General features: G+C 62.0%; 27 protein-coding genes. 11 read left to right on the top strand and 16 right to left on the bottom strand.

Features of this window, described 5'->3' with window-relative positions:
• Positions 1 to 295 precede the first annotated feature (295 nt).
• Positions 296 to 1,366, bottom strand: a complete 1,071-nt coding sequence (locus tag LKX83_RS06755; RefSeq protein WP_227881406.1) for a branched-chain amino acid aminotransferase — start codon at positions 1,364 to 1,366, stop codon at positions 296 to 298.
• 127 nt (positions 1,367 to 1,493) lie between these two features.
• Here LKX83_RS06755 and LKX83_RS06750 point away from each other — a divergent pair, with 127 nt between their 5' ends.
• Positions 1,494 to 2,381 carry a LysR family transcriptional regulator gene (locus LKX83_RS06750; RefSeq protein WP_227881405.1) on the top strand — a complete coding sequence of 296 codons (888 nt, stop codon included), beginning with the start codon at positions 1,494 to 1,496 and terminating at the stop codon, positions 2,379 to 2,381.
• An 84-nt stretch (positions 2,382 to 2,465) separates the two neighbouring features.
• The gene (locus LKX83_RS06745) at positions 2,466 to 2,672 is read left to right on the top strand and encodes a hypothetical protein (protein ID WP_227881404.1); all 207 of its coding nucleotides are present in this window, start codon (positions 2,466 to 2,468) and stop codon (positions 2,670 to 2,672) included.
• A gap of 642 nt (positions 2,673 to 3,314) precedes the next feature.
• Here LKX83_RS06745 and LKX83_RS06740 read toward each other — a convergent pair.
• Together LKX83_RS06740 and LKX83_RS06735 are read right to left on the bottom strand one after the other, a co-directional pair.
• Positions 3,315 to 5,090 carry an ABC transporter ATP-binding protein gene (locus LKX83_RS06740; protein WP_227881403.1) on the bottom strand — a complete coding sequence of 592 codons (1,776 nt, stop codon included), beginning with the start codon at positions 5,088 to 5,090 and terminating at the stop codon, positions 3,315 to 3,317.
• A gap of 63 nt (positions 5,091 to 5,153) precedes the next feature.
• Positions 5,154 to 6,932: an ABC transporter ATP-binding protein gene (locus LKX83_RS06735; RefSeq protein ID WP_227881402.1), complete on the bottom strand. Its 1,779-nt coding sequence runs from the start codon at positions 6,930 to 6,932 to the stop codon at positions 5,154 to 5,156.
• 141 nt (positions 6,933 to 7,073) lie between these two features.
• Between LKX83_RS06735 and LKX83_RS06730 the strand changes: the two genes are divergently transcribed.
• The 3 genes from LKX83_RS06730 (at position 7,074) to LKX83_RS06720 (ending at position 8,834) form a co-directional block, all read left to right on the top strand.
• Positions 7,074 to 7,388, top strand: coding sequence for a PadR family transcriptional regulator (locus LKX83_RS06730; RefSeq protein WP_227881401.1), 315 nt, complete (start codon positions 7,074 to 7,076; stop codon positions 7,386 to 7,388).
• Between the two features lie 13 nt (positions 7,389 to 7,401).
• Positions 7,402 to 8,046, top strand: coding sequence for a hypothetical protein (locus LKX83_RS06725; RefSeq protein ID WP_227881400.1), 645 nt, complete (start codon positions 7,402 to 7,404; stop codon positions 8,044 to 8,046).
• Positions 8,047 to 8,219: 173 nt separating this feature from the next.
• Positions 8,220 to 8,834: a DedA family protein gene (locus LKX83_RS06720; protein WP_227881399.1), complete on the top strand. Its 615-nt coding sequence runs from the start codon at positions 8,220 to 8,222 to the stop codon at positions 8,832 to 8,834.
• A gap of 15 nt (positions 8,835 to 8,849) precedes the next feature.
• On the opposite strand, the gene LKX83_RS06715 is transcribed toward LKX83_RS06720, so the two are convergent.
• Positions 8,850 to 9,140: a DUF6509 family protein gene (locus LKX83_RS06715; RefSeq protein WP_227881398.1), complete on the bottom strand. Its 291-nt coding sequence runs from the start codon at positions 9,138 to 9,140 to the stop codon at positions 8,850 to 8,852.
• Between the two features lie 27 nt (positions 9,141 to 9,167).
• Complete coding sequence (locus LKX83_RS06710) at positions 9,168 to 9,548, bottom strand: winged helix-turn-helix transcriptional regulator (RefSeq protein ID WP_227881397.1); 381 nt, start codon at positions 9,546 to 9,548, stop codon at positions 9,168 to 9,170.
• A 200-nt stretch (positions 9,549 to 9,748) separates the two neighbouring features.
• Here LKX83_RS06710 and LKX83_RS06705 point away from each other — a divergent pair, with 200 nt between their 5' ends.
• A complete protein-coding gene (locus tag LKX83_RS06705; RefSeq protein WP_227881396.1) occupies positions 9,749 to 10,288 on the top strand; it encodes an NAD(P)H-dependent oxidoreductase in 540 nt (179 codons plus the stop codon).
• 160 nt (positions 10,289 to 10,448) lie between these two features.
• Here LKX83_RS06705 and LKX83_RS06700 read toward each other — a convergent pair whose 3' ends face one another.
• Positions 10,449 to 12,533, bottom strand: a complete 2,085-nt coding sequence (locus tag LKX83_RS06700; protein WP_227881395.1) for a catalase — start codon at positions 12,531 to 12,533, stop codon at positions 10,449 to 10,451.
• A gap of 254 nt (positions 12,534 to 12,787) precedes the next feature.
• On the opposite strand from LKX83_RS06700, the gene LKX83_RS06695 reads away from it, so the two are divergent.
• Positions 12,788 to 13,741: a nucleoside hydrolase gene (locus LKX83_RS06695; protein WP_227881394.1), complete on the top strand. Its 954-nt coding sequence runs from the start codon at positions 12,788 to 12,790 to the stop codon at positions 13,739 to 13,741.
• A gap of 245 nt (positions 13,742 to 13,986) precedes the next feature.
• On the opposite strand, the gene LKX83_RS06690 is transcribed toward LKX83_RS06695, so the two are convergent.
• A complete protein-coding gene (locus tag LKX83_RS06690) occupies positions 13,987 to 14,724 on the bottom strand; it encodes a MerR family transcriptional regulator (protein ID WP_227881393.1) in 738 nt (245 codons plus the stop codon).
• A 151-nt stretch (positions 14,725 to 14,875) separates the two neighbouring features.
• Here LKX83_RS06690 and LKX83_RS06685 point away from each other — a divergent pair, with 151 nt between their 5' ends.
• Positions 14,876 to 15,226, top strand: coding sequence for a hypothetical protein (locus LKX83_RS06685; RefSeq protein ID WP_227881392.1), 351 nt, complete (start codon positions 14,876 to 14,878; stop codon positions 15,224 to 15,226).
• On the opposite strand, the gene LKX83_RS06680 is transcribed toward LKX83_RS06685, so the two are convergent.
• Entirely contained in the window at positions 15,183 to 15,944 is a 762-nt protein-coding gene (locus tag LKX83_RS06680; RefSeq protein WP_227881391.1) for a hypothetical protein, read from the bottom strand. The two genes, LKX83_RS06685 and LKX83_RS06680, sit on opposite strands and share 44 nt — an antisense overlap.
• 300 nt (positions 15,945 to 16,244) lie before the next feature.
• Between LKX83_RS06680 and LKX83_RS06675 the strand changes: the two genes are divergently transcribed.
• Together LKX83_RS06675 and LKX83_RS06670 are read left to right on the top strand one after the other, a co-directional pair.
• A complete protein-coding gene (locus tag LKX83_RS06675; RefSeq protein WP_227881390.1) occupies positions 16,245 to 16,406 on the top strand; it encodes a hypothetical protein in 162 nt (53 codons plus the stop codon).
• 162 nt (positions 16,407 to 16,568) lie between these two features.
• Complete coding sequence (locus tag LKX83_RS06670; protein ID WP_227881389.1) at positions 16,569 to 16,820, top strand: hypothetical protein; 252 nt, start codon at positions 16,569 to 16,571, stop codon at positions 16,818 to 16,820.
• A gap of 72 nt (positions 16,821 to 16,892) precedes the next feature.
• On the opposite strand, the gene LKX83_RS06665 is transcribed toward LKX83_RS06670, so the two are convergent.
• The 8 genes from LKX83_RS06665 to LKX83_RS06630 are packed head-to-tail and all read right to left on the bottom strand — an operon-like array spanning position 16,893 to position 24,089.
• A complete protein-coding gene (locus tag LKX83_RS06665) occupies positions 16,893 to 17,735 on the bottom strand; it encodes an ABC transporter permease (protein WP_227881388.1) in 843 nt (280 codons plus the stop codon).
• Positions 17,732 to 18,931: an extracellular solute-binding protein gene (locus tag LKX83_RS06660; RefSeq protein ID WP_227881387.1), complete on the bottom strand. Its 1,200-nt coding sequence runs from the start codon at positions 18,929 to 18,931 to the stop codon at positions 17,732 to 17,734. The genes LKX83_RS06665 and LKX83_RS06660 overlap by 4 nt, the downstream gene beginning before the upstream one ends.
• A 25-nt stretch (positions 18,932 to 18,956) precedes the next feature.
• Positions 18,957 to 19,994 (bottom strand): ABC transporter ATP-binding protein, encoded by a 1,038-nt coding sequence (locus LKX83_RS06655; protein ID WP_227881386.1) that lies wholly within the window; start codon positions 19,992 to 19,994, stop codon positions 18,957 to 18,959.
• A 24-nt stretch (positions 19,995 to 20,018) separates the two neighbouring features.
• Positions 20,019 to 20,843, bottom strand: coding sequence for an ABC transporter permease (locus LKX83_RS06650; RefSeq protein WP_227881385.1), 825 nt, complete (start codon positions 20,841 to 20,843; stop codon positions 20,019 to 20,021).
• A gap of 21 nt (positions 20,844 to 20,864) precedes the next feature.
• A complete protein-coding gene (locus LKX83_RS06645; protein WP_227881384.1) occupies positions 20,865 to 21,863 on the bottom strand; it encodes a LacI family DNA-binding transcriptional regulator in 999 nt (332 codons plus the stop codon).
• Positions 21,860 to 22,609, bottom strand: a complete 750-nt coding sequence (locus tag LKX83_RS06640) for a glycerophosphodiester phosphodiesterase (protein ID WP_227881383.1) — start codon at positions 22,607 to 22,609, stop codon at positions 21,860 to 21,862. The genes LKX83_RS06645 and LKX83_RS06640 overlap by 4 nt, the downstream gene beginning before the upstream one ends.
• On the bottom strand, positions 22,606 to 23,628 hold the full coding sequence (locus tag LKX83_RS06635) for a CehA/McbA family metallohydrolase (protein ID WP_227881382.1): 1,023 nt from the start codon (positions 23,626 to 23,628) through the stop codon (positions 22,606 to 22,608). Before LKX83_RS06635 ends, LKX83_RS06640 begins: the two co-directional genes overlap by 4 nt.
• Positions 23,625 to 24,089: a hypothetical protein gene (locus LKX83_RS06630; protein ID WP_227881381.1), complete on the bottom strand. Its 465-nt coding sequence runs from the start codon at positions 24,087 to 24,089 to the stop codon at positions 23,625 to 23,627. Before LKX83_RS06630 ends, LKX83_RS06635 begins: the two co-directional genes overlap by 4 nt.
• A gap of 248 nt (positions 24,090 to 24,337) precedes the next feature.
• Here LKX83_RS06630 and LKX83_RS06625 point away from each other — a divergent pair, with 248 nt between their 5' ends.
• On the top strand, positions 24,338 to 25,261 hold the full coding sequence (locus LKX83_RS06625) for a phosphotransferase family protein (RefSeq protein ID WP_227881380.1): 924 nt from the start codon (positions 24,338 to 24,340) through the stop codon (positions 25,259 to 25,261).
• The last annotated feature ends 14 nt before the right edge of the window (positions 25,262 to 25,275 follow it).

Here is a 25,275-nt window from a genome sequence, read left to right as displayed (position 1 = left end):
CATCCGACCTTCGCACGCCTTTTCGCCGAATGTGCGTATGTAAACTACCTACATCTAACCTTAATTGGAGCATTTTGCTCCATCTAGCGGCGCCCTAGCTTCCTAGCTGCCCTAGTTGGAGCATTTTGCTCCATCTGGCGGCGCCCCAGCCTCCTTGCTACCCTGGTTGGAGCATTTTGCTCCAACCAGCGACGGTGATGCAAACCGCCAGGGCGATGAACCCAGGCGCGGAGAAGAAGCGGCACAAAGGGATCGCGTGCTCCACCTTCGCTATGCTCCCTCCCTGCGCCCTCCTTCAGTCCAAGTCCGCCATCCAGCCGAACGGGTCGGGCTCGCCGCCGCGCTGGATGCCGGTGACGGCGTCATACAGCCGCCTCGCCAGCGGGCCGGGATCGCCGTTTCCGATCGCGAACCGTTCGCCTCTCCACTGCAGCTCCCCGATCGGCGAGATGACGGCCGCCGTGCCGGTGCCGAACGCCTCTCGCAGCGCACCCGCACGGTGCGCCTCTACCAGCTCGTCGATGGAGACGTTCCGCTCCTCGACCGGGATGTCCCAAAGGCGCAGCAGGCGAATCGCCGAATCCCGCGTTACGCCGGCCAGGATGCTGCCGCTCAGCGCAGGCGTCACCACGGTTTCGCCCAGCCGGAAAAAGACGTTCATGCTCCCGACTTCCTCGATATATTGTCGATGGACGCCGTCCAGCCACATGACCTGGTCGTAGCCTTGTCTGGCAGCTTCCTCCTGCGCCTGAAGCCCGGCCGCGTAATTGCCCGCCGTCTTGGCCTCCCCCACGCCGCCGGCGACCGCGCGGACATCGTCCGGCTCGACATGGATGCGAACCGGCCGGATGCCCTCCCCGTAGTAAGCGCCGACCGGCGTCAAGATGATCGTCAGCCGGTACTGCCGGGACGGCGCGACGCCGAGCAGCGGCTCGGTCGCGATGATGAACGGCCGGATGTAGAGGGACGTGCCCTCGTTCTCCGGCACCCACTCGCGGTCGACGGCGATCAGCTGCTTTAGCGCCGTCAGCACCGTTTCCTCGTCGATCGGCGGAACGCAAATTCGCGCGTTCGAGCGGTTCATCCGGCGCAGATGAGCGTCCGGCCGAAACAGCCGAATCCGCCCGTCCTTCGCCCGGAACGCCTTCATCCCTTCGAATACGGTTTGCCCGTAGTGAAATACTTTGGCGGCCGGATCCAACACGATCGGTTGGTACGGCACGATGCGCGGTTGGTGCCACCCGCGATCCGCTTCGTAATCCATCATGAACATATGATCCGTAAAATACCTTCCGAAACCCAGCGCTTGCTGCGACGGCTTCGGTTTTCTGGCGGCGGTCAGCTCGACCGCGATTCCATTCCCCATACCCGGCCTCTCCCCTCGAACGGTTGATCTCAGTTGTATCGTAGGCCAGAGCGTTCTATATTTGAAATATCGGTTTTGTACCCCTATCATACTTTCAAGGTATGATGCCAAAGAGGAGCGTTCGATTATGGATATGCGGCAGCTTCGGTACTTCCTTGCGGTAGCGCAGGAAGGTCAGGTGACGGGCGCGGCCAAGCGGCTCCACATGGAGCAGCCGCCGCTCAGCCGCCAGCTCAAACTGATGGAGCAGGAGCTAGGCGTCACGCTGTTCGACCGCAGCGGCAAGCGGCTGCAGCTGACGCCGGCCGGAGAACTGCTGCGCGCGCGGGCCGAGCTGCTGCTCCGCCAATTCGAGGAAAGCCTGAAGGAAGTGCAGGCGATCGACGAAGGTGTGCAGGGCGTCCTGGCGGTGGGCGCCGTCGTTTCCTGCATCTCTCTCCTGCCGGAAACGCTGCGCCGGTTCCGCGAAATGTATCCTCTCGTCACCTACAAAATCCGGGAGGGCGATCACTTTCTGCTCGGCGAGCTGCTCGACAGGCGGGAGATCGAGCTCGTCGTGGCGCGCCTCCCGTTCGAAGCGCCCGGCGGGTCCGGGCGCTATGCCGTGAAGCCGCTGCCTTCCGATCCGTTTGTCGCGCTTGTCCCGTCCGCATGGGAGCTGCGTGCCGACGAATTCGGGCTCCTGGACTTGCGCGCGCTTTCCGAACGTCCCCTGATCACGCTAAAAACCGACCGCACGGTCGCCATGCACGAAAGCGTGGTGCGAACCTTCACAGCCGCCGGCTTGACGCCCCGCATCCTGTGCGAATGCTCGAGCGTCGCCATTACCCTTGCGCTCGTCGCGGCCGGACTAGGCGCGGCGCTGCTGCCGAAGTCCGTCCTGACGTCGTTCCCCTTGACCGGCATCGCCATGTTCGAGCTGGCCGGGGGCGGCTTCCAGTCCGACGTCGGCGTCGTCTGGCTGAAGGACCGATACCTTTCCCGGCGAGCCATGCGCTTCATCGACTTGTTCTGACGACATGCGCATGGCACCGGACGGGGTATAAATCGCAAACCGCGGCACAACCTACCCGGGATAAACCAACGGGAGGAATTGGAATTGGAAATGGAGAAGGACAGGCTTCCGCCTGACGTCGCCTATATCCGGACGATGATCGCCAACGCGGTGCTTCTCGGCGAGCCGGGCCAACCCGACTGGGTGTTGGTCGACGCGGGCGTCCCCGCTTACGCGAGCCAGATCGCGCGCTTTGCGGAGCTGGCGGCGGACTTCGACCGGATCGCCGTTCCCGCCGGCCGTCTGATATAGTCTGATATAGCCGCGCAAACGCAATAATAGAGCGCTCGGTTAACGGCTGATAACCGGGCGCCCTATCCTTGCTCATCCTTGCTATTCAATTTTTCCTATACGCTCCTATCTTAGGTAATGGAGGAATTGTCCTTCGAAACGTTCGTACTGCTCGAACTGCTGCGAGTTCCCGCATATCCGTGCCGCCGATTCATACCGATAACGGGCGGAATTGCTGCGCTTTCTCCATCCCCGGATATGCTTCGCTTTCCTGGCCCATTGGACTATCCCCTTTCCTTTGGTTGGTTTCATTATAGCCCACGGACAACCATTATTCAAATATTCTGATTATTCATAATTCGACAAAATCAGCCGATTCCGTCAGTTCCCCCGATGCAAATACGAAATCGCTCCGTTTTTCAACGCTTTGCTCGCGTTTTGAATGCGCTTACCTTGTCCGCCGCCACTGTCCCCGGGCGATCGGCAATTCTGCTCGCCCGGGCACGAAGGCTTGCTTGTCGCCATTGTCCGCAAGGCCGGCGCCCCATCGGAAAGCAAGGGCCGGCCAGCCGGCTGACGACCAGCGAAGACAGTCCTGCCGCAGCGGCAGGACCTCGACTTCTCGTCGCCTAGCCGAAGGCGCTCGGCTGCGGGGTACGCCGGCTAAGCGGTGCTAGCCGGAGTTTCGACCACCGGCTTCTCCCCTTTTTGCAGCTGGTACATCTTGAAATACCGCCCGCCAAGCGCCATCAGCTCGTCATGGTTGCCCCGTTCGACGATCTCGCCGCGGTGCAGCACCAGGATCTGGTCCGCCTCTCGGATCGTCGACAGCCGGTGCGCGATGACGAGCGTCGTCCTTCCGTGGCTGACGACCTGGAGCGCCCGCTGGATCAGCCCTTCGGTCTCGCTGTCGATGCTGGCCGTCGCTTCGTCCAGGATGAGGATGGACGGATCGAACGCCAAGGCGCGGGCGAAGGAGATGAGTTGGCGTTGGCCGGAGGACAGCGTGCTCCCCCGCTCCACCACCTGCTCGTCGTAGCCGTTCGGCAGCTGTTCAACGAAGGCCGCTGCCCCAACCTCCGCCAGCGCGCGCTTCACGCGGTCGATGGTGATGTCGGGGTTGTAGAGGCTGACGTTGGACTTGATGTCGCCGGCGAATAGGAACGGATCCTGCAGCACGATGCCCATATGCTTGCGGAGCGCTTGCTTGGAGAGCGTGGAGATGTCGCGGCCGTCGATCGTGATGACGCCTTGATCCGGCTCGTAGAACCCGAGCAACAGGTTCATGATCGAACTCTTGCCGGAGCCGGTGTGGCCGACCAGCGCGACCGTCTCGCCCCGGCGGGCTTCGAAGGTGATGCCCTTCAGTACGTTCTCCCCCGTCTTGTAGGCGAAGGTCACGTCCTGGAACCGCACGACCCCCTCGGGACGGGCGGCATCGTCCGCCCGCTCGACCTCCTTGCCCTCCATGTCCAGGATCGCGAACACTTTGTCCGCCGAGACGAATGCCCGCTGCGCGTTCGTCAGCTGATCGAAGATCCCGATGATCGGCTGGAAGATCCGGCCCAGGTAATCGATGAACGCATACAGCACCCCGAAGGAGAAAGCCGCCGTCGCGAGCGACTCCCCGCCGAAGTACCAGATGACCAACGCCGTCACCAGACTTCCGATCGTGCCTACGATATTGCGGGAAGACAGGGAGAAGACGCGGAACTGCTTGATTTGGTTCACATAGCGGTCCACGTTCAGCGCCTCGAACTCCTCGCGCGTCTTCCGCTCGCGGCGGAACGCCTGGATGATCGGCATGACGGTGATCGATTCGTTGATCATGGCGTTCATATCGCTGAGCCGGGCGCGCATGATCGTGATGAACACCTTGGAGTACTTCAGATGCACGACCATGATGAGCGCGAATAGCGGCGGCAGCAGCAGGCAGAACAACGCCAGCCGCGCGTCCAGGATGAACAGGGCGACGAAGATGCCCGCGAGCTGGACGAGGCTCACGACGAACGTCGCCATGAAGCTCATGAACAGGTCGCGAACGGCTTCCGTATCGTTGGCGATCCGCGAGACGACTTGTCCGATCGGCGTGTTGTCGAAGTAGCGCAGCGGGATGCGGTGAATATGCCCCATGAGGTCCATCCGCATATTCCGGATGATGCGGAGCGCCGTCGACTGCAGGAGAAAGGACTGGGAGTAGTTGCACACGCTGGCGACCAGAAGCAGTCCCATGTACAGGGCGAGTAGCCCGAGCACGGCCGACCAGTCGCCGCTCGATCCGTTCGTCAGGTGAAGGTCGATGATAGTCTTCGTAATATAAGGTCCGCCAAGCTCGGCGCCGACGGCAACGATGAGCAAGAGTAGCGCACCCGCGATCCGGAACTTGTAGGCGAGCGCGTACCCGAGCAGTCGTCTCGCCGTGGATTGCTTCGAATTCATGAACAGCCTCCTAGGTCAGGGTCGCCATTTTTTATACGCTTCGATTGCCTTTCTAATGGGACGTCACTCTTCAAGACTCGCTTCCATCTGCTGCCGGTCCCACTGCTCGCGGTACCACCCGCCGAACAGCAGCAGCTGCTCGTGCGTGCCTTCCTCGACGACGCGTCCTTCGTCGAGCACGAGGATCCAGTTCGCATGGCTGACGGCGGACAGCCGGTGCGTCGCGATCAGCGTCGTCTTGCCCGCGCGCTCCTGCCGGACGTGCCGGAGGATGCGCGCCTCCGTGCGGGCGTCGACCGCGGACAGCGCGTCGTCCAGCAGCAGGATCTCCGAATCCACGAGCAAAGCCCGGGCGATCGCGAGACGCTGCTTCTGCCCGCCGGACAGCATGACGCCGTTCTCGCCGACGATCGTATCCAGACCTTGAGCCATGCCCGCGATATCCTCCGTAAACGAGGCCATCTCGACCGACTTCGCGATCTCCGCCTCGGTGGCATCGGGTTTGCCGAGCGCGATATTGTCGCGGATCGACTTGGACAGCAGGAGGTGCTCCTGCGGCACGTAGGCGACCCACCGCTTCATCCGGTCGATGGCGATGCGCTCCACGGAGACATCCGAGAGGAGGAGCTGCCCCGGATCGACCGGGTATTGGCGCAGCAGCTGCTTCAGCAGCGTGCTCTTGCCGCTCCCCGTCCGCCCGACGATGCCGAGCGTCTCTCCCCGCTCCAGCTTGAACGAGACTTCCGAGAGGCTCGGGTGAGCGACCGTCGGATAGGTGAACGTCAGACGGTTCATCTCGATCTGCGCGGGGATCTCGACGTCGACCGGCGCGTCGGCGTCCTTCATATCCGGCTCCTGGGAGAGCGCCGTCTCGAGCCGGTCGGCGGAGGCGCTGCCGCGCTGCAGCACGTTGATGAATTCGCCGAACGAGATCATCGGCCAAATCAGCATCCCCAGATAGATGTTGAAGGAGATCAGTTGCCCGAGCGTGATCTGCTGTTCGATAACCAAGTAAGCGCCATAGCCGATCCCGATCGAGTAGCTCACGCCGACGATGAGCGAGATGAGCGGCTGGAAGAGCGCATTCAGCTTGGACACCTGTTTGTTCTTGTCCATGACCTCCGTCGTGACGCGGCCGAACGCGGCCAGGTCGGCGTCTTCCTGCACGTACGAACGGATGACGCGGATGCCGGAGATCGACTCCAGCGCATGTTCGTTCATCCGACCGAACGAAGCCTGCGCCTCCATGAAGCGCACTCGGACTTTGCGGCCCAGCCGGTTGATCACCACCGCCAGGAACGGCAGCGGAATCAGCGCCGCGAGCATCAGCTTGAAGTCGATGAAGGAGATCATCGTGACGATGACGACCGTGGCGCCTACGAGCGTATTCACCAACGTCATGACGCCATAGCCGGCCGTCTGCCCGATGGCGAGAATGTCGTTCGTCGCCAATGCCATCAGCTGTCCCGTGCTGTTGCGCTGGTAGAATGCCGGCGTCATCCGCGTCAGATGACCGAGCATGCGTCCCCGGAGCAGCTTTTCGATCAACGCCGAGTTACCGAACAGCGTCGTGATCCACACATAGACCATGCCGTACAGCAGCAGGGCCAGTCCTACCAGGATCAAGACCGTCTGGGTCAAGCCCGCTCGCGTCAAGTCTCCGTCGCGAATATGGTCGACGGTATTGCCGATCAGCTTGGGCGGGATCGTCGTGAGAAGGCTGACGGCCGTCATGAGTCCGATCGCCAACGCATAGCTGCCCCATCTCTCTCTAAAAAACCATTGTAGCCGCGTTACGAACGACAAAGATTCCACCTCGATTCGGATAAACGAGCATGACATGCCCTCCTATTATAGACGAAGCAGACTGGCGTTTCCTGTCAGGATCTATTTTTTTCGACCTGTACCTTGCATTGTTAAGTACTTTGACTTATGATCGTTATGTACTTATGATCCATAAGTAGTCGGACGGGAGGGTCGCATTTGAACTCGGAGATGTTGAAGGGAACGATCGATCTGCTGATTCTCTCCATTCTGAACGTCAAGGAAAATTACGGATATGAGATCTCCAAGGCCATCAAAGAGCGGACGCAAGGAGCGCTCGAGATTCAGGAGCCGACGCTGTACCTCTCGTTGAAGCGCCTGGAGAAGCAGGAAGCCGTCACCTCCTTCTGGGGGAACGAAAGCCAGGGCGGCAGGCGCAAATACTATTCGCTGACCGCGGACGGCCGACGCCTGCTGGAGAGATATATCAACGACTGGAAGCAGACGACCGAAATCGTGAACCGATTCATCTAAGGAGGTATGATCCGTGAACCCAATGTTGCGCAAGATGTTCAGCCTCCGGGACCTTCGGTTCGCCTGGCTGCTGCTCGTCTCCATCTCGGTGTGCGGACTGACGTTCTATGCCGACGAGACGTTCGCTTCGGCCGATCCGCACGCGTTGACCGTCTGCTACGTCCTCTCCTTCGCTCTCGCGGTGATCTGGAGCGCGGCCAACTATATCGGACATATTCGCATGCATGCGACCTACCGCAAGCAGCACGACATCCGCGCCTACGTGGAGCAGCTCGCGATGAGCGGCGAGGATCGGCTGGAACTGCAGAACTATCTGGAAGACTACGCAGCGGACTTGACGAGTCAAGGCCGGACGAAGGAAGAGGCCGCCCGGGAAGCCATCAACCAGTTCAAAGTGAAGGAGTTCCTCTCGCTGTCCAAGCATTCGCCCCTCTTCGACCTGCATGCGCACTATTATTTGCTCGGATGGGCGGCCGTCGCCGTGGCATTCTTCCTTCTGCTCGGGGCGATCGGGCTCGCGCTGTTTCCTTCCTCGCTCTTGCTGCTCATCGCGGAGTCGATCGCGCTGGCTTACGGACTCAGCTTCGTCGGGTTGTTCTTCGTCTACAAGCTGCTCGACGCCGTCATTCGCCGGAAGCTCAAGGAGCACTTGTCCTAATAAGCTAGAGGTTCGTCGCCTATTGCGCGGAGCGAACGTCGAATCCACCGGCCATGTAACGCCGGTTTTCAAAAAATGTCGCCAGCGATCGGACAATCGTCCGCGCTGCGCTTGTTAATTGTCGAACGTACGCGTACTTACCTTCAATAATCCTTGAAATGGGGGAATACGAAATGGAACATTGGATCACGGAAATGATGGATGGATACGGCTACATGGGCATTTTCCTACTCATCACCCTGGAGAATCTCTTCCCGCCGATCCCGTCGGAAGTCATCCTCACCTTCGGGGGCTTCATGACGACTTATTCGGAGCTGACCGTCACGGGGGTCGTCGTCTCTTCGACGCTGGGGTCCGTCATCGGGGCGTTCCTGCTGTACGGCGTCGGCCGGCTGCTGAACGTAGAGAGGCTGGAGAAGATCGTGGAGCGATACGGGCGAATCCTGCGCCTGACGCCGAAGGACATCCGCAAGGCGAACGACTGGTTCGCCAAGTACGGCGCGTGGACAGTGCTGTTCTGCCGGCTGATTCCGCTCGTCCGGAGCCTGATCTCGATCCCGGCAGGCTGCACGCGCATGAACTTCCTGAAGTTCACCCTTCTCACCACGCTCGGCTCCCTCGCCTGGAATGTCATCCTCATCTGCATAGGCGCGGCGGTAGGCGCCTCCTGGGACACGATCGTCGGTTATATGGATACGTACTCGAATATCGTCTATATCGGCTTGGCCCTGTTGTGTGCGATCTTCGCTTTCCTGTTCCTGCGCAAGCGCGTGCTCGCCGGCAAGTAAACGCTTCGTAACCGTTCAGTCTTCCTCCGGCAAATGCGTTCTGCAGAACTCGGCGAGTTCGGCCTCTTCCTCGGCTTCGAGATCGAAGTCGAGGTAGCGGTCCGTCGTCTTCTCCATCAGATGATAGGTCACGATTTCGGAACGCTCCTCCTCCACCTTGTACACGATTTTGACGTATACGCCGTTCTCGGTATAGAGCTCGTCCTCTTCGTCGACGTCCAAGTCCACCCAAAATTCGTAGCGCCGGCCGGACAAGATCTTGAACGGATCCTGAACCAGCTCCGCGCCGTATCCCGTGATGTTCACAGTCGTTCCTCCTACTTGATCCTTCGCTTAGTCCGCATCGGCGGAAAACGCGGGGCCGATTCGGCCTTCTTCGTCTTTTAGAAAGTCCAAATGCCGGAATCCCCAGGTGCACATGTCGCCCAGAACCGGCGCGAGCGTCTTCCCGTGTTCGGAGAGCGCGTATTCGACTTTGGGCGGAATTTCCGGGTACACCGTGCGGACGACCAGGCCGTCCTGCTCCAGCTCGCGGAGCTGGTTCGTCAGCATGCCCTGGGTCACCTCCGGAAGCAGCCGGCGCAGCTCGCCGAAGCGCTTGGTCCCCTCCTGCAGCAGAATGAACAGAATGAGCGGCTTCCACTTGCCTCCGATTGCGCCTAACGTAGCGAGAATGCCTTGGGTGTCGGGGGTGTCGTGCGCGCGTGCCGGCATGCCGTTCTCCTCCTCTTGCGGTTCGTCTCCCCGTTACTTTACCAGAGTATGCGGATTTTCGATAGTACGACGGCCGATCGTACTCGGTACGTATTTCAGGACTATGTCCGAAAAAAGAGCGTACTTCACAAGCTCTGGTCCGCCGACTCATAATGGGGCCATGCAAGCGACATTTCAGCATCCCAAGGAGGCCAAACCGAATGAAAACGATGGTCATCGTCGCCCACCCCGATCTGAAGGCTTCGCGTGCCAACCGGGCACTAGCCGAAGCGATCCGAGACGACGCCAATATCGACGTGCGCGATCTGTACCGCGAATATCCCGACTGGCAAATCGACGTGCAGCGGGAGCAGCGGCTTTTGCTCGAATACGACCGGATCGTGCTGCAATTCCCCTTTTACTGGTACAGCTGCCCGCCGCTTTTGAAAAAGTGGATGGACGACGTGTTTACGTTCGGCTGGGCTTTTGGTCCGGGCGGTGACCACCTTCGGGACAAAGCGTTCCTGGTCGCCACGACGACGGGCGGCTCCGCGAACGGGTATCAGCCCGGCGGACTTAACGCCTTCTCGGTCGGCGAGCTGCTGCGCCACATTCAAGCTACGATCGTGCGCTGCCACGGCACCTATCTCCCGATCTTTGTCAGCTACGGACCCGAGCACCTCTCGGACGGCGAACTCGCGCAGGAGGCCCGTCGGTATGCGGCCTACGTACGAACGGCCGTGCTGGCGGAGGCGCATTAAGGCGGAGCTTGGAGGAAGCCGGGATGCGCGGTACCGCTTCCTGCACGTTCGCGCTGCCGCCAACAGCCCGCGCATCCCCGCCTCAAGCAAACGGGCCAGAGCCGGCGTATCCGCCGCTCTGGCCCCTTCCGCCGTTGCCCGTCGCTTCGCTACCTTCGCCTCACACCTGACGATCCCAGTGGCGGTGCGCCGCCACCGCTTCGATGAACGCCCCGGAGAAGCCGTCGCCGGCCGCGTCTCCCTGCTCGACGACGACCCCCGGAGCGCCCTCGACCGGCATCTTCGTCCCGCAAGCGGCGAGCAGTTCCGTCCCCTCGCCTGTCGCGCCAATCGGCTTGTAGTGCACGAACGCCTCCTTGACGAAATCCGCGGCCTTCGGCTCGGCCAGCAGCGCGTCCACGCTCTGCCGTCCGCCGACGACATAGACCGCGTCGAACAGAACCGCGTCCGCCGTGAGGAACGTATGGCTCACCTCGATCTCCCGCTCGGCGTCGCTCGCAAGATAACCCAGCTTCACGCTCACGATTTCGGGGACCATCCCCGCCGCTTTCCACGCTTCCAGATGCGCCGAGAGCGAGGCGTCGTCCGCGCCGTCTGCAGCCAGAACGGCGACCTTGCGCGTCTTCGCCGACTTCATCGTGTTCGCCATGCTGAGCGCCGGGGCCGGCCGTGTCACTTCCGAACCGCCCGAATGCGCCGGCGGCAGCGCGCCGATTCCTTCGGCGACCTGGCTGGCCAGCGCGCCGTCGATCTGCCCCAGCATGTCCACGACGCGCTGGCGGACGTCCTTGTTCTTCACCTTGCCAAGCTCGAAGCGGAAGGCGCTGACGATGTGCCGCTTCTCCGGCGGCGACATGCTGTTCCAGAATAGCGTCGCCTGGCTGAAGTGGTCCTTGAAGCTGTCGCTGCGCTGGCGCACCTTGCGCCCTTCGACCTTTTCGGCATAGTGCGCGTAGCCGCCCTCCTCCGCCGGAGCGGGCGACGGATCGCCGCCGGCAAGCGCGTTTTTGTGGTAGCTGACGGGGCCGCGGTTGATCGTCATCCGGTGCATGCCGTCGCGCTGGTTGTTGTGAACCGGCGCCACGGATTTGTTGATCGGGATCTCGTGGAAGTTCGGCCCGCCGATGCGCGTCAGCTGCGTGTCCGTGTAGGAAAACAGCCGGCCCTGCAGCAGAGGATCGTTCGTAAAGTCGATGCCGGGAACGACATGTCCGGGGTGGAACGCCACCTGCTCGGTTTCGGCGAAGAAGTTGTCGGTGTTGCGGTCAAGCGTCAGCTTGCCGATGATTTTGACCGGCACCTGCTCCTCCGGCCACAGCTTGGTCGGGTCGAGGATGTCGAAGCCCAAGCTGAACTCCTCGTCCTCCGGGATCATCTGGACGCCGAACTCGTACTCCGGATAGGTCCCCGACTCGATGGCGTCCCACAGGTCGCGCTGGTTGAAGTCGGGATCCTTGCCCGCGATCTTCTGCGTCTCGTCCCAGACGAGCGAGTGGACGCCGAGCGTCGGCTTCCAGTGGAACTTGACGAAATGCCCTTCGCCCTGCGCGTTCACGAAGCGGAACGTATGGACGCCGAAGCCCTCCATCATCCGGAAGCTGCGCGGCAGGGAGCGGTCGGACATGGCCCACATGACCATATGGGCGCTCTCCGTGTTCTGGCCGACAAAATCCCAGAACGTATCGTGTGCCGTCGCGGCCTGCGGAATCTCGTTGTTCGGCTCCGGCTTGACCGCATGGATCAGATCGGGGAACTTGATCGCATCCTGAATGAAGAAGACGGGCATATTGTTGCCGACGAGGTCGTAATTGCCCTCCTCGGTATAAAACTTCGTCGCAAAGCCGCGCACGTCGCGCACCGTATCTGCCGAGCCGCGTGAGCCCGCGACCGTGGAGAAGCGCACGAAGACCGGCGTCTTGGCGGCGGGGTCCTGGAGGAACTTGGCCGTCGTATAGGGCGCCATCGATTCGTACACCTGAAAGTAACCGTGCGCGCCGAACCCTCGGGCATGTACAACCCGCTCCGGGATGCGCTCGTGATCGAAGTGGGTGATCTTTTCCCGCAGATGAAAGTCCTCCAGGAGCGTGGGGCCGCGCTCGCCCGCCTTGAGCGAGTGCTCGTCCTCCGTGACGCGCAGTCCTTGATTCGTCGTCAGGCGCTGGCCCCCGTCGTCGACGCGGTAAGCCTCCAGCTGCTCGTCCTTGCCGCCTGGCCTTTGGGGGTCGCGGGAACGGTCTTTGCTCATGCGTTCATGTCCTCCTCTGGGTTAGGGCTGTCTTTCCATCCTAATCCTTACCCGGCGGAAAGGGCGGCCAATCAACGGAGCGCCGCCGCCGGCCGGTCTTTCCGAGTGCTTGCGCCAGCTCGGACGGCAGCTGCCCCCCGGCCGTTCGCCGCTTCGCGGGACGGGCGGACGCTTGGCCGCTGGTGCGGAGGTTCGCGGCGTATTATAATGCCTGTATGCGCAACGGATACTAGGCATAAGAAGGAGCCATTCCCTTGAACCCGATTCAGAAGATCATTATCGACGCCGATACCGGCATCGACGACGCACTCGCCATTTTGTACGCGTTGAAGTCGCCTCGGCTGCGCGTCGAAGGCATCACGACCGTCTTCGGCAACATCGATGTCGCCCAAGCGACGGACAACACGCTTCGCATCATCCAGCTGGCCGGCGCACCTTACGAGGTTCCGGTCGCCCCAGGCGCGGACAAACCGCTCAAACGTCGGCTCGAAGGCTTTTCCACCAACGTGCACGGGGCCAACGGCATCGGCGACGCCGAGCTGCCGCCTGCGACCCAGCAGCCGCTGGCGGAGCGCGCAGACGACTTCATCGTCCGCAAAGCCGGCGAGCTCGCGGGCGAGCTGGTTCTGGTAACGCTAGGCCGTCTCACGAACGTCGCCCACGCGCTGGCCAAAGACCCGAGCCTGGTCGGCAAGATCAAGCACGTCTACGTCATGGGCGGCACGGTCCACGCGCCCGGCAACGTGACGCCGGTCGCCGAAGCGAACATCTGGGGCGATCCGGAAGCGGCGGACGTCGTCTTCGCCTCGGGTCTGCCGATCACGATGGTCGGCCTCGACGTCACGATGAAAACGAACATCAACCGCGAGCACCTCGCGTTTCTGCAGCGGACGCGCCGCGAAGAGAACCGCGCGATCGTGGATTTCATTTGCGCGTCGCTCCCCTTCTACTTCGATTTTTACCGGAGCTCGAACTACTTCATCGACTCCGCGCCGATGCACGATCCGCTGACCGTGCTCGTCGCCGAAGAGCCGGGGATCGTCGTCAATCAGACGATGCACGTCAAAGTCGAATGCGAGAGCGCGCTCTGCGCCGGCATGACGGTGGCGGATCTGCGCCGCAATCCGGTGGTCGGCACGCCGATCCAGGTCAGCGTGGACGTCGACGCCGAACGCGCCGTCGGCAAGATGCTCTCCGCGTTCCTCTAAACCGCCGAGCCGGACATCGCGAACATCAAACAAGGCACGCCTCGCCGACAGGGTCGGGAGCGTGCCTTGTTTTCGGTTGGAGCGGCTTTGCCGTTCGGCGGTTGGCGGTGACGGTCACCGGTTGTCGGTTGCCGCGTGTGGTACACCGATTGCCGCTTGTGGTACACCGATTGTGGTTGACAGCACCCTTTACCGTTGACGATTGTCGATTGCGGCTTGTGCCTTTGCAAGTTGCGGCTTACGCTTTACGCTTCGTTGCGGTCCGCGAAGATGGCCATCGCGTCGCGCATGAAGACGGCCAGGCCTTCCCCGAATTGATCGATGTTCTTCGTGAAGCGCGGATCGTCGACGTACATCTGCCCCAAGCCTTTGAAGGCTTCCGGCGGGTAGCTGCCCATCTCGTTTAGCATGTCGTACCATTCCTTGATCGCGCTCTGCGCCTCGACGGAACTAGGCGATCCTCCGCGCAGCTCGGCCAGCTTCGCGTAGAGGGCGTTCATCCGGCTTCCCGTTTCGTTCTGCCGGGCTTTGTCCGCGAATTTGGCGTTGGCCCGATCGACGGCCGCGTCTCCCCAGCGCTCCCGCGCCTCTTGCTCGTAGGGATTGCCGCCGCTAAAGTCGAAGCCCTTGAATTTTTCGGCATTGGTCATTTCAATCTCTCCTTTGGCGTGTTTGATCGTCTTCTCGACGGTCTCGATCATCGCGTCCAGCCGTTCGCGCTTCTCGATCAGCATTTTGCGGTGCAGCTCCAGCGCGGCTTGCCGGTCGAAGCCCGGACTGCCGACGATTTGCTTGATTTTCTTGAGGGGGAAGCCCAGCTCCCGGAAGAACAGGATTTGTTGTAAAGTCTCGAGATCCCGGTCGTCATACAGACGGTATCCGGATGCCGTCGTCTGTGCCGGGCGGAGCAGCCCGATCTCGTCGTAATGATGCAGCGTGCGCACGCTGATGCCGACCAGGTCGGCGACTTCTTTGACTTTCACCGCGGTGGCTTCCTCCCTTCAACGTTCACTATAGAGTATCACGTAACGTGAGAGTCAACACGGTTTTTCAGCTTGGTCGTGGAAATGGGTCGAGACGCGAGTTCTCCATTTATTGTAAAATGGATCCAATGAACAAAGGAGGAGGTTTCGAATGCGGTCCGTTGTTTTCGGCGTCGCGGCTTCGGCAGGCTGCATGCTTGCCGCCCTCGTCTTTCTCTATTGGAATCCGTATTCCGATCATCCGCCGGAGCCGGGGACGGTTCGCATCTTGACCTGGATGCTGATCGTACCCGCCTGCTTCGGCTTCGTCGCTTCTGCGCTAAGATCCCGCCTGCTCATGTATGTCGTTTTCGGCTGGTCGCTGCCCTACGGGCTCTATATGGGAATCATCGCCATTCCCAGCTATTTCAACGTCTTTCTCCTTTTCCTCGCGCTGTACCTCGTCGCGGCTGCCGGCTTCAAGCCGCTGCCGCGCTTTCGTTGGCCCCGCCGTATGCGCTGAGGAGGGATAAGAGGCGTGGGGCTAGAGGTACGAGGGGGCGCGGGAAGAAATGCGGCGCTGGTTGCCGAGTGTGCGTATGTACACTACCTACATCCGGCCTTCGCGCGTCTTTTCGCCAAATGTGCGTATGTAGACTACCTACATCCAGCCTTCGCGCGTCTTTTCGCCAAATGTGCGTATGTAGACTACCTACATCCGACCTTCGCCCGCCATTTCGCCAAATGTGCGTATGTAGACTACCTACATCCAGCCTTCGCGCGTCTTTTCGCCAAATGTGCGTATGTAGACTACCTACATCCGACCTTCGCCCGCCATTTCGCCAAATGTGCGTATGTAAACTACCTACATCCAGCCTTCGCACGCCTTTTCGCCAAATGTGCGTATGTACACTACCTACATCCGGTCCTTGTACGTCTTTTCGCCGATTGTGCGTATGTACACAACCTACATCCGTTCCTCGCACGTCATTTCGCCGAATGTGCGTATGTACACAACCTACATCCGTTCCTCGCACGCCATTTCGCCGAATGTGCGTATGTAAACTACCTACATCCGGTCCTCGCGCGTCTTTTCGCCGAATGTGCGTATGTAAACTACCTACATCGCTCCCTCGCACGCCATTTCGCCAAATGTGCGTATGTAAACTACCTACATCCAGCCTTCGCACGCCCTTTCGCCGAATGTGCGTATGTACACTACCTACATCCGTTCCTCGCACGCCATTTCGCCGAATGTGCGTATGTAAACTACCTACATCGCACCAACTAGCCGATCATCCCCCGAACCTCCCTTCCACTCTGGCCCTTCATTCCTCCGTTTCCCCGGGCCTCCCTGCCGCTCTGGCCTTTCATTCCTCCGCGCCCCCGGCTCCACGTCCTTCTCCGCCCATTCCGCACCCTGGCCCGCCTCACCATGCCGTTCGCCCTTCCTCCCGCGTGATTGACCCGCCCAAGTCCCGGGTAACAATGCTTAACGACAACCAACGCTACAGCACGGACGGAGAGGAGGGTGATTCCCGATGCCGGTGCAACAGCGCAACGTGGAGTACGAGGAGCATCATGTCGAAAAGCGGCACGACTCGAGCCTTGTCGCGTCCACGTTCATTAAGTATGCGGCCTACGTCATCATTTTCTTAGGCGTCCTCTACTTCCTGGCCAGATACGTGCTGCCGAGGCTGTAATCCGTCCGACACCGCGAAGCCGCAAGCCGCGGGAACGGGAACGTAACGACGCAAGCGCCATGGGCTTAAAGCCCATGGCGCTTGTTGCCGTTGCTATCGCATCCGCCGAGTCTAGAAGCCGCCCGTTCGGATCATAATGAGAGATACATAGACTAGGAGGGGATGCACATGCTCGACGCGGAACAGCAACGACGCGAGAACGAGCGGTCGTTCGAGGAAGTGAAGCGGCAGTATGCCTTGGATTTGCGACACCGCTTCGGCATGACCGACCGCCAGCTGATCCAGATGGAGTGCCTCGTCAACTGGGCGTATGAAGTCGGCTTCCACAGCGGCCGGACGTACGCGCGCCAAACCGAGTTCAACGCCCGGATGCAGGCCGCCGCGCGGCGGCCGTCCGATGCCGCGACTTCGTAGCGCGCGGCAAGCTTGCGAGCTGTCGTCTCCGGCGGCGCGCAATCGTCCGGTCGGCGGCCTCCAAACCGCGTCTTAGAGCCGGCCCGACTCCTCCTTCGCCATGTTGCGAATGTAGAAGAAGCCGAGGACGGAGCAGAGCAGGAAGGTAAAGACGGCCATGGCCGCCGCCTGCTCGTGCTCCCGGAACACGCCGAACACCTGCTCCATCGATACGCCCAGCATCTGCGGCGCGTTCGGACCGAGCAGGAACGGCGCCGTGAAGGAGCCGATCACGCCCATGAACACGAACGTCAGCGCCACGAGGAACGTCTTGTAGGACAGCGGAAAGATGAACCGCAGGAAGACGCGCAGCCGGCCGGCGCCGACGTCCTTCGCGCTCTCGATGATCGAAGCCGGGATGCCCGCAAGCGCGGAGCTGAGCAGCATCGTCGCGAACGGGATGTTGAACCAGAGGTTGGCGATGATGATGCCCTTCTGGTCGAAGACGATCCGCGGCAGGTCGATCCCAAGCGGCAGCAGCAGCCGGGCGAGCCAGCCGTGGTTGCCGAGCAGGTTCATCAAACCGTACGTCGCGATGACGCCCGGGATGAAAAGCGGGATCATATACGTTTTGCGGATCCATTCCGACAGCCGCCCGGAGCTGAATCGCATGTAGAGCGCGAGCGAATAGCTGACGATCAGCACCAGCGCGCAAGAGACGAGAGTGACGCGCAGCGTGAACAGGATGTTGGCGCGCATGCCCGGGTCGGTGAAAAGGAAGGCGTACCGGCTCAGGTCGTAGCCGCCCGCCTCGTTCGTCACGCTGGACAGCATCGACCGGACGATCGGAATGACGACGATCACGAGCAGCAGGACGAACGAGGGGCTGACCATGAGCAGCCCGAGCGCCGCTTGTTTCAGCTCCTTCTTCTTCATTGGGCCGCTACGTCGCTTTGCCAGCGCTTGTTGATCTCCGTTCCGAGATCTCCGATGTTGAAGGTACGGAAGCCTTCGGCGACGCCCTTGAACTTATCCTGCATCTGCTGAGGCATGTGCGACAGCTCGATGCCCGGGAAGCCGTTCATCTTGTCGACGATGACCGATTGCGCTTCGGGAGAGAGGACGAAGTCAAGGAATTCGTACACGGCCTCTTTCTTGTCGGATTGCTTGTTCACCATCAGATAGGTGGGGCCGCCGTTGAAGCCCGGCGTGATCTGCTGCAGCTTCACCGTCTTAGGCAGCAGGCCTTCGTTCAGCTGCTGGAGCACCATATCGGACCAGGCGGGGATCAAATCGACTTCGCCGTTGGCGAGCAGATCGAGCGTACCCTGGTTTTTCTTCGGATAGATCCCTTTGCCGTAGACGTACTTGCCCAGATCCTTCAGGACCGAGAAGCCGGCGTCCCACTGCTTCATGATGGCCGGGTCGCTGTCGTGGATCGCCTCCTCGGGCAGATCCTTGTAAAGGACCGTCGTCACGAACGAGCTGCCGGAGCCTCCGGTCGACGGGTCGTTGTAGGCGAATTTCTCCGGGTGGCTGTGGATCCAGTCGAGGAGCTCATCCATCGTTTTGGGCGGCTCGCTCACCCGCGAACTGTCGTAGGCGAGCACGACGGCGGAGGAGCGGTAAGGAATCGCCATATTGGAGACGTCGTTCATCGTGGCGGCGTTGACGTTGGCGAGATTCGGAATCGCGCTCCCTTCAAGCTTGTCCCAGACATCGTCTTTGCTGCCTTGGGTGACGTAGGTGATGCCATCCTCGTAGAGGTCGATGCCGCCCGAACCTTTGCCCGCCTGCTTGGCCGCGACGATCCGGTCGTAGGTCGGCTGCGCGCCCGTACCCGGCGGCACGTACACCTCTTTGACTTTGACGTTCGGATGCTCCTTTTCGAACATGGGGATGAGCGTATCCCATAGGTCCTTCACGTTTTGCGAGCCGGTGAAGTAAAACTGGAACTCCGTCGTTCCTCCGGCAGATGCTTTCCCGGAAGGCGATGCGGACGCATCGGATGGGGACGCCGTCCCCCCGGCCGTATTCCCCTTGCCGTCGTCCTTGGCTCCGCATGCGGCCAGCACGGCGGCGGACAGCGCCAGCGCGGACATGACTTTTAAGCTCTTGTGCAAACGTACCATGTTCCCAATCCTCTCCTTCATTCGTTTAGTGGGCAGGATAGACTAAAACGTGGGCAAAAGAGACGTCGACGCGTTGACCCGATTGCAGCGCTTGGATCGCTTCCTTCGGCTGAAACGTCCGGATCACCCCATGCTCCCCCAGATCGACCGACACATCCGCATAATGACCCAGCACCATGATTTGCTTGATGGTACCGGCGAGCCCTTCTCCGCCGCCGGACGACGGCTTGATGCCGACATCCTCCGGGCGGACGGCGACCTTCACGCTGCCCGAGAGGCGCTTCCCGTTCGGCCAATCCAGCCGGCCGACCCATACGCGATCCTCCTCCACCACCCCCTCCAAAAAGTTCATCTTGCCGATAAACTGCGCGACATACAGCGATTCGGGCCGATCGTAAATCTCGGCCGGCGCGGCGATCTGCTCGATATGGCCGTGATTCATGACGACGATGCGGTCGGACAGAGACAGCGCCTCCTCCTGGTCGTGCGTCACGAACACCATCGTCAGCCCCGTCTGCGCCTGAATTTCGCGGAGTTCCTCGCGCATCTCGTGCCGCAGCTTGGCGTCGAGCGCCGAGAACGGCTCGTCGAGCAGCAGCACGGCGGGCTTCAGCAGGAGCGACCGCGCCAGCGCGACGCGCTGCTGCTGTCCGCCGGACAGCTGGCTTGGGTATTTCTTCTCCGCGCCGGGCAGGCGCACGAGCCGGAGCGCGGCCGTGATCGCTTCGCGGATTTCGGCCTTCGGCATCTTGCGGATTTTGAGGCCGAACGCCAGATTGTCGTAGACGGACATGTGCGGCCACAAATTGTAGCTTTGAAACACCATCGACGTCGGCCGCCGCTCGGGCGGGAGCTTCGTCACGTCCCGGCCTTCGATCAGGATGTCTCCCGAGTCCGGCTCGAGGAAGCCGCCGATGCTGCGGAGCACCGTCGTTTTGCCGCATCCCGACGGGCCGAGTAGCGTGACGAGCTCTCCTTTGGCGACCTCGAGGTTGATGCCGGCAACCCCTTCGCCCGTCTTGTATCGCTTGGTCATGTTGCGGACAGCTAGCTGCGCGCTCATGGGAAGCGCCTCCTTCGCGATCGATTATTTCACCTGGAATCCGCTGGCCATGACGTCCGCGCTGACGAGACGCTGGGCCGCGACGAGCAGCAGGATCGTCGGAGCCGTGAGGATGATGGAGAAGACGGCGCCGGCGCTGCTCGGAAAGTCGGAGATGATCGAGTACATGACGATCGGCATCGTTTTGTAGTCCGGGATGCCGACGAGGAATGTCCCCTGAGCCTCGTCCAGAGAGTTCAGGAAGGTGAAGACGGAGGCGACCAGTATGCCCGGCATCGCCATCGGAAGCGTGATGCTGCGGAAGACGCGGAAGGGCGTCGCGCCCACGTCTCTCGCGGACTCCTCCTGGGCGGCGTGCACGTTGCGGAACGCGGCGGTTGGAATCCACGTCATGAACATGAGGACGTTGATCATATGGATGAGGACGACGCCGAGCAACGTGTTCATCAGATTCAGCTGGTAGAAGAGCACGGCGATCGACACGTACAGCCCCATCTTCGGAAAGGCGTGCGTCAGCAAAAACGAGAACAGGAAAAACCGCTTGAGCGGGAATCGGAGCCGGGCGAACGCGTACGCCGCGGGGATGCAGAGAACGATGGACAGCGCGGTGACGATCGTGGCGATCAGAAACGACAGCCCGATCGAGTGGGCGACGTCGTCCTTGCGCAGGACGAAGTTCCACCATTTGAACGACCATTGGTCCGGCAGCAGATGCGGGTAAGTCCATTGCCCGCTGAAGGCCAGCACAAGCAGATTCAGCAGCGGGCCGGCAAAAAAGACGGCAAACACGGTCAGCAGCAAAAATTCGATGATCCGTCGCGGTCCGACGGCGCCGAAGTACCAACGCACGATCCGGCATCTCCTCTCGAGTCAGGTGGAATCTCGGACGATCAATTCGCTTGCGTATTCGGTCAGCTTGGGCAGATCCTCCTCTTGGCGGATGAGACGGTCCAGCATCTCCACGGCGCCCCGTCCTATGCCGTCGGTGTCCACCCGGACCGTTGTCAGAGCGGGCGTGTGCATGCCCGCGTGGACGATGTCGTCGAAGCCCATCACGGCGACGCGCCCCGGCACGGCCACCGCTTTCGCCTGGAGTACCTTCAGCGCGCCGAGCGCGAGCATGTCGTTCGTCGTGAAGAGCGCGGTGTAGCCGCCCGCTTCGAATGCTTGCCAGTTCGCCTCCAGAAGCCGGGCCCCGGATTCGAAGTTCGACTCGGGGGAATACACGACGTCCACAGCGTCCGCGCCGAGCCGCTCCAGTCCCCCGCGGAACCCCGTGAGGCGGAGCGCATGGCTCCGGTGCTCCTGCGGTCCCGCGATGACGAAGTACCGCCGGTGCCCCCGCTCGTGGAGATGAGAGGCCGCGCGGTCGCCGCCTTCCTCGTCGCGGCTGACGAGATGGAGGACGTCCGGATCGTCCGTCGATCCGTTCACCATGAGATAAGGGACGTTGAAGCGCTTGATGTAGTCGATGACGTTTTTGCGCAGTCGGCTGATCAGGATCAACCCGTCGACGCGGCGCTCGAGCAGGAAGTCCGTCGACCGCAGCGACATCTCCTGGTCGGTCTTGAGGAAGACGGAGTAGCCCCGCGCCTCGGCGGCAGCCAGAATCGCGTCGATGAGCTTGCCGTAGAGCGGGTGGGACACGATCGGCGGCCGGTCGCGGAAGACGATGACGCCGATGTCGTGGGTGCGCTTGGCCACCATCGCCCGGGCGACGGCGTTCGGCTTGTATTGGAGCTGCTCGACGACGGTCTGCACGCGCGCCCGAACCTCGGGGCTGGCGTAGCCTTTGCCCGAGATGACGCGGGAAGCGGTCGATTTGGAGACGCCGGCAAGCCGGGCGATCTCCTTGATGTTGTGACTCATGCCTGCTCCCCCCGTGCCGTCCAATCCGACTTGAGCCGCGCCAGCGCTTCGACGTTGCGGGTCGTGATGGACCGCACCCCGAGCTCGGCGCAGCGCCGCATCTCCTCCGTGTCGTTTACGGTCCAAACGTAGACGTCCAGCCCCCGTTCGGCCGCCGCCGCGGCCAGCTCCGGTCCTGCGAGCCGGTGCGGCAGATTCAGTCCGAAGCAGCCGGCCGACAGCGCCTGCTCGCAGGCCGCCTGAACGGCTAACCGGAGGGACGACGGGTCGTCCGCCGACAGAAACGGCCGGACGTCTACGTTCAGCAGCCGCCGAATCCGTGGCGCAAGCCGGGCGGCCATCCGAGCGCGGTCGTACTGGCAGCCGGACAGGAATACGTAGTCCGCCATGTCCATCCGGTCGATCAGCCGGGCGACGGGGTCGAGGCAGGCGTCCGACTTGAGGTCGAGATTCATCCGCCGGCCGGAAGATCGGACGAGATGCAGCATCGGCTCGAGACGCACCGGCGGCGCGGCCGACGCCTCGTTCAGCTCGTGCAGCGACAGGGCGGAAATCAGGCCTTCCGCGCCGTCCGCGAGCGGCACGCGGTCGTCGTGTCCGAGCACGAGCTCGCCGTCCCGCGTGGTGCGAATATCGTCCTCGACGACGTCCGCGCCTAGCGCCAATCCCGTCCGCACGGAAGCCTCCGAATTGTCCCGCGTTCCCATGCACCCCGTATGCGCCGTGATCAGCGGGAAGGCGTTCATGGCGTATCCCCTCCCTGCTCCGCGCCTTCCAGGTAGATCGCGTTCGTAAAGGCGATCATCGTCCTCGCGTCCCGGGCGACGCCCCACAGCTCCGCCCTCAGCCACGTCTCGCCGCCGGCGTCGAGCTCGAAGCGGCTGTCGCCGTCCGCCGCTCCGACAGGCCGCTCCGCCAGCACGCCGCCGCTTCCGACAATGCGCAAGCTGTATATCTGCGCCGGCAGCGTCCACCGCCCTTCCCGGTCGCCGAACCGGAGGGACGCCGTCACCGCGAGCGGATGCGACGCCTCCGCCGCGGCCCGCGCCACGACGCCGCCGATTCCGATCTTGCGTCCCTCGAGCTCCGCCTCCAGCGTAAGCAGCGGACCGATCGTGACGCTGACGCGGCCTTCGCGCAGCGCCCGCACCGCTTCATCCGCGAACGGAGCCTCCTCGTCGGCGAGGCCGAGGTAGGTGACCGACAGCGGCTCGTCGGTATCCTCCTGCCGATGCCAGTCGCGTCCGGACGTCGCCGCGATGCGGTCTCCCGCGTTCAACCGCTCCGTCCATAGAGCGAAGGCTCTCGCGTTGTCCGTCTTGATCGGCGCCCACGTCCCGGACCATACCTCGATATAGTCGAAGTCGTTCCAGTCCGCGATCTCGTACTCCCAGAAGCAGCCGGTGCAGGCGGGGCTGCCGATGCGGAACGGGTGCGCGAGCCCCGCGACCCCTCCGTGGCGGTGCACTTCGGCCACGCCTTCGTGGATGCGCCGCGGATGGGCTTTCCGCCAGTCGGCGAACGTCCGGGCGCCGATTGTGACCATGTGGCCGTAAAACGTCGTCCACTCCATGCCGGGCAGGATGCGGATTCCGGTCTCCCGCTCCGCCTCCTCGCGCTCGCGGAGACCCGCCATCGTGTTGTGATCGGTTAGCGCGATGCACGCGTACCCGAGGGCGGCCGCCCCGGCGGCCAGCTCGGACAGGCTCTGCCCGCCGTCGCTGTGATACGTGTGCGTATGAAGCTCGCTGGCGACCCATTTCATGGCTGCGTCTCCTCCTCCGTCCAGATCTCGAGTTTGTAGCCGCACTTAGCGGTTACGACGGCGTGGAGGCTGAGCGTGACGCACCACTGGCCCGGCGCGATCGGACCCGGGTAAAGCCCCGGAGACGCTTCCCGCTCGGAGAGGAACAGCAGTTGCTCCGGATCTTGGCGATGGCAGGCTCCCCGATATCCCTGGGCGTCGTCGACCGAGATCGTGATGAGATTTTTCAGCGGATAGTACCGCTCTACGTTCTCGAGCGCCCTCTCCCGCTGCTCCGGCGTCACGTACTGCGCGATGCTCTGCTCCATGAGCCGGCGCGCCGACTCCCGGTCCTCCAGCGTCTTGGGCGCATAGGCGAAGCGGATGTGCAAGGCCGCGCTCGGCTCCCGAATTTCGAACGGATAGCGCAGATGCGTCCGGGCATCCGACGGTCCCACTTCGTTGACAATCTCCATACGCATATCGGCGTCGCATCCTCCTTTTCGGGTGGGAACGGTCTCATGCGGCGAAAGACCCCTAGCGGAAACGGTCTCCCTTGTGAGCCGTATTCTATGGGAACGATCCCATATCGGTAATTTCATTGTATGGCCCGATTGTTAGAACGATGTCTTGGAAGTAATAAATCTCTGTAAACCATTCTGGGTCTACCATTGCCCGTCCGGGCGGCTTACGATGGAGGAAATGGCAATCGTGGGGGAGGAATTCAACCATGCTATCGTTCAAGCCGGAGATGACGCCCGAAGAAGCGGAAGTCGTGCTGCGCAAGATTTGGCCTGGGGAAGTAACGGCCGTGGAGCCGATCGACGAAGGGGAGATCAGCCGGGTGTACCGGTTCCGCGACGGGAATCGGGGCTACGTCGTCCACTTCAACCGCGACGGCGAACGGGTAGAGAAAGAAAAACGTCTGTTCGACGCGCTCGGCCCCGCGGGCGTCCCGATCCCGAAGATCGTGGATGCCGGCAGGGCCGGAGTGCTGCATTATACGATTGCCGAGCAGGCGGCGGGACAATCGATCGCGCGATATGACGAAGCGGATCAACTGCGCGTGCTTCCGGATCTGATCGGCCGATTCGCGGCGATCGGCCGCGTCCCGGTCGCGGGGACGCGGGGGTTCGGCACGATCGGGCCGAACGGCGAGGGCTTGCACGCCAGTTGGGCGGACTTCCTCGCGGCGCAATTCTCCGAGGCGCAGAGCGGATTCTGGCAGGGCTGGCACGACCTGTTCCGGGACAGCTTCCTCGAGCGCAGCGTGTACGACGAGCTGTACGCCGAGATGATGTCGCTAGCGGCGTATTCGCCGGCAGAACGGAGCCTCGTGCACGGGGATTTTCATCTGGGCAACATGCTCGCCGAGGGTCCGTCCGTGACCGCTATCATCGACTGGGAGATGGCGATGTACGGAGACTTCGTCTTCGACCTGGCAACCATGCACCTGTGGTATCCGCACCTCCGCTTTCCCGAGCGCGTTCGCGAAGCGTGGGCGAGCGAAGGCCGCGACATTCCGAAGTTCGAGGAGCGCATGCGATGCTATCGGCTGTTCAAGGGGCTGGACGGGCTGCGCTTCTATGCCAAGCAGGGCCACCGCGAAGCCTACGACTTTATCAAACGCGAAATGACGGCGGGCAAACGTTAAGGCCGCGCATCATT

It is taken from the genome of Cohnella baijiui, assembly GCF_020731285.1.
In the GTDB taxonomy this organism is placed as follows: Bacteria; Bacillota; Bacilli; order Paenibacillales; family Paenibacillaceae; genus Cohnella.
This window is presented reverse-complemented; position numbering and strand designations above follow the sequence as displayed.

Bases quoted from the DNA above. Each gene is read 5' to 3' on its own strand.
- LKX83_RS06735 (WP_227881402.1), bottom strand. From the start codon at position 6,932: ATGTCATGCTCGTTTATCCGAATCGAGGTGGAATCTTTGTCGTTCGTA.
- LKX83_RS06685 (WP_227881392.1), top strand. From the start codon at position 14,876: ATGCGGTCCGTTGTTTTCGGCGTCGCGGCTTCGGCAGGCTGCATGCTT.
- LKX83_RS06705 (WP_227881396.1), top strand. From the start codon at position 9,749: ATGAAAACGATGGTCATCGTCGCCCACCCCGATCTGAAGGCTTCGCGT.
- LKX83_RS06670 (WP_227881389.1), top strand. From the start codon at position 16,569: ATGCACATGCTCGACGCGGAACAGCAACGACGCGAGAACGAGCGGTCG.
- LKX83_RS06675 (WP_227881390.1), top strand. From the start codon at position 16,245: ATGCCGGTGCAACAGCGCAACGTGGAGTACGAGGAGCATCATGTCGAA.
- LKX83_RS06640 (WP_227881383.1), bottom strand. From the start codon at position 22,609: ATGAACGCCTTCCCGCTGATCACGGCGCATACGGGGTGCATGGGAACG.
- LKX83_RS06665 (WP_227881388.1), bottom strand. From the start codon at position 17,735: ATGAAGAAGAAGGAGCTGAAACAAGCGGCGCTCGGGCTGCTCATGGTC.
- LKX83_RS06625 (WP_227881380.1), top strand. From the start codon at position 24,338: ATGCTATCGTTCAAGCCGGAGATGACGCCCGAAGAAGCGGAAGTCGTG.
- LKX83_RS06630 (WP_227881381.1), bottom strand. From the start codon at position 24,089: ATGCGTATGGAGATTGTCAACGAAGTGGGACCGTCGGATGCCCGGACG.
- LKX83_RS06655 (WP_227881386.1), bottom strand. From the start codon at position 19,994: ATGAGCGCGCAGCTAGCTGTCCGCAACATGACCAAGCGATACAAGACG.
- LKX83_RS06710 (WP_227881397.1), bottom strand. From the start codon at position 9,548: ATGCCGGCACGCGCGCACGACACCCCCGACACCCAAGGCATTCTCGCT.
- LKX83_RS06755 (WP_227881406.1), bottom strand. From the start codon at position 1,366: ATGGGGAATGGAATCGCGGTCGAGCTGACCGCCGCCAGAAAACCGAAG.
- LKX83_RS06660 (WP_227881387.1), bottom strand. From the start codon at position 18,931: ATGGTACGTTTGCACAAGAGCTTAAAAGTCATGTCCGCGCTGGCGCTG.
- LKX83_RS06740 (WP_227881403.1), bottom strand. From the start codon at position 5,090: ATGAATTCGAAGCAATCCACGGCGAGACGACTGCTCGGGTACGCGCTC.
- LKX83_RS06750 (WP_227881405.1), top strand. From the start codon at position 1,494: ATGGATATGCGGCAGCTTCGGTACTTCCTTGCGGTAGCGCAGGAAGGT.
- LKX83_RS06700 (WP_227881395.1), bottom strand. From the start codon at position 12,533: ATGAGCAAAGACCGTTCCCGCGACCCCCAAAGGCCAGGCGGCAAGGAC.
- LKX83_RS06635 (WP_227881382.1), bottom strand. From the start codon at position 23,628: ATGAAATGGGTCGCCAGCGAGCTTCATACGCACACGTATCACAGCGAC.
- LKX83_RS06720 (WP_227881399.1), top strand. From the start codon at position 8,220: ATGGAACATTGGATCACGGAAATGATGGATGGATACGGCTACATGGGC.
- LKX83_RS06645 (WP_227881384.1), bottom strand. From the start codon at position 21,863: ATGAGTCACAACATCAAGGAGATCGCCCGGCTTGCCGGCGTCTCCAAA.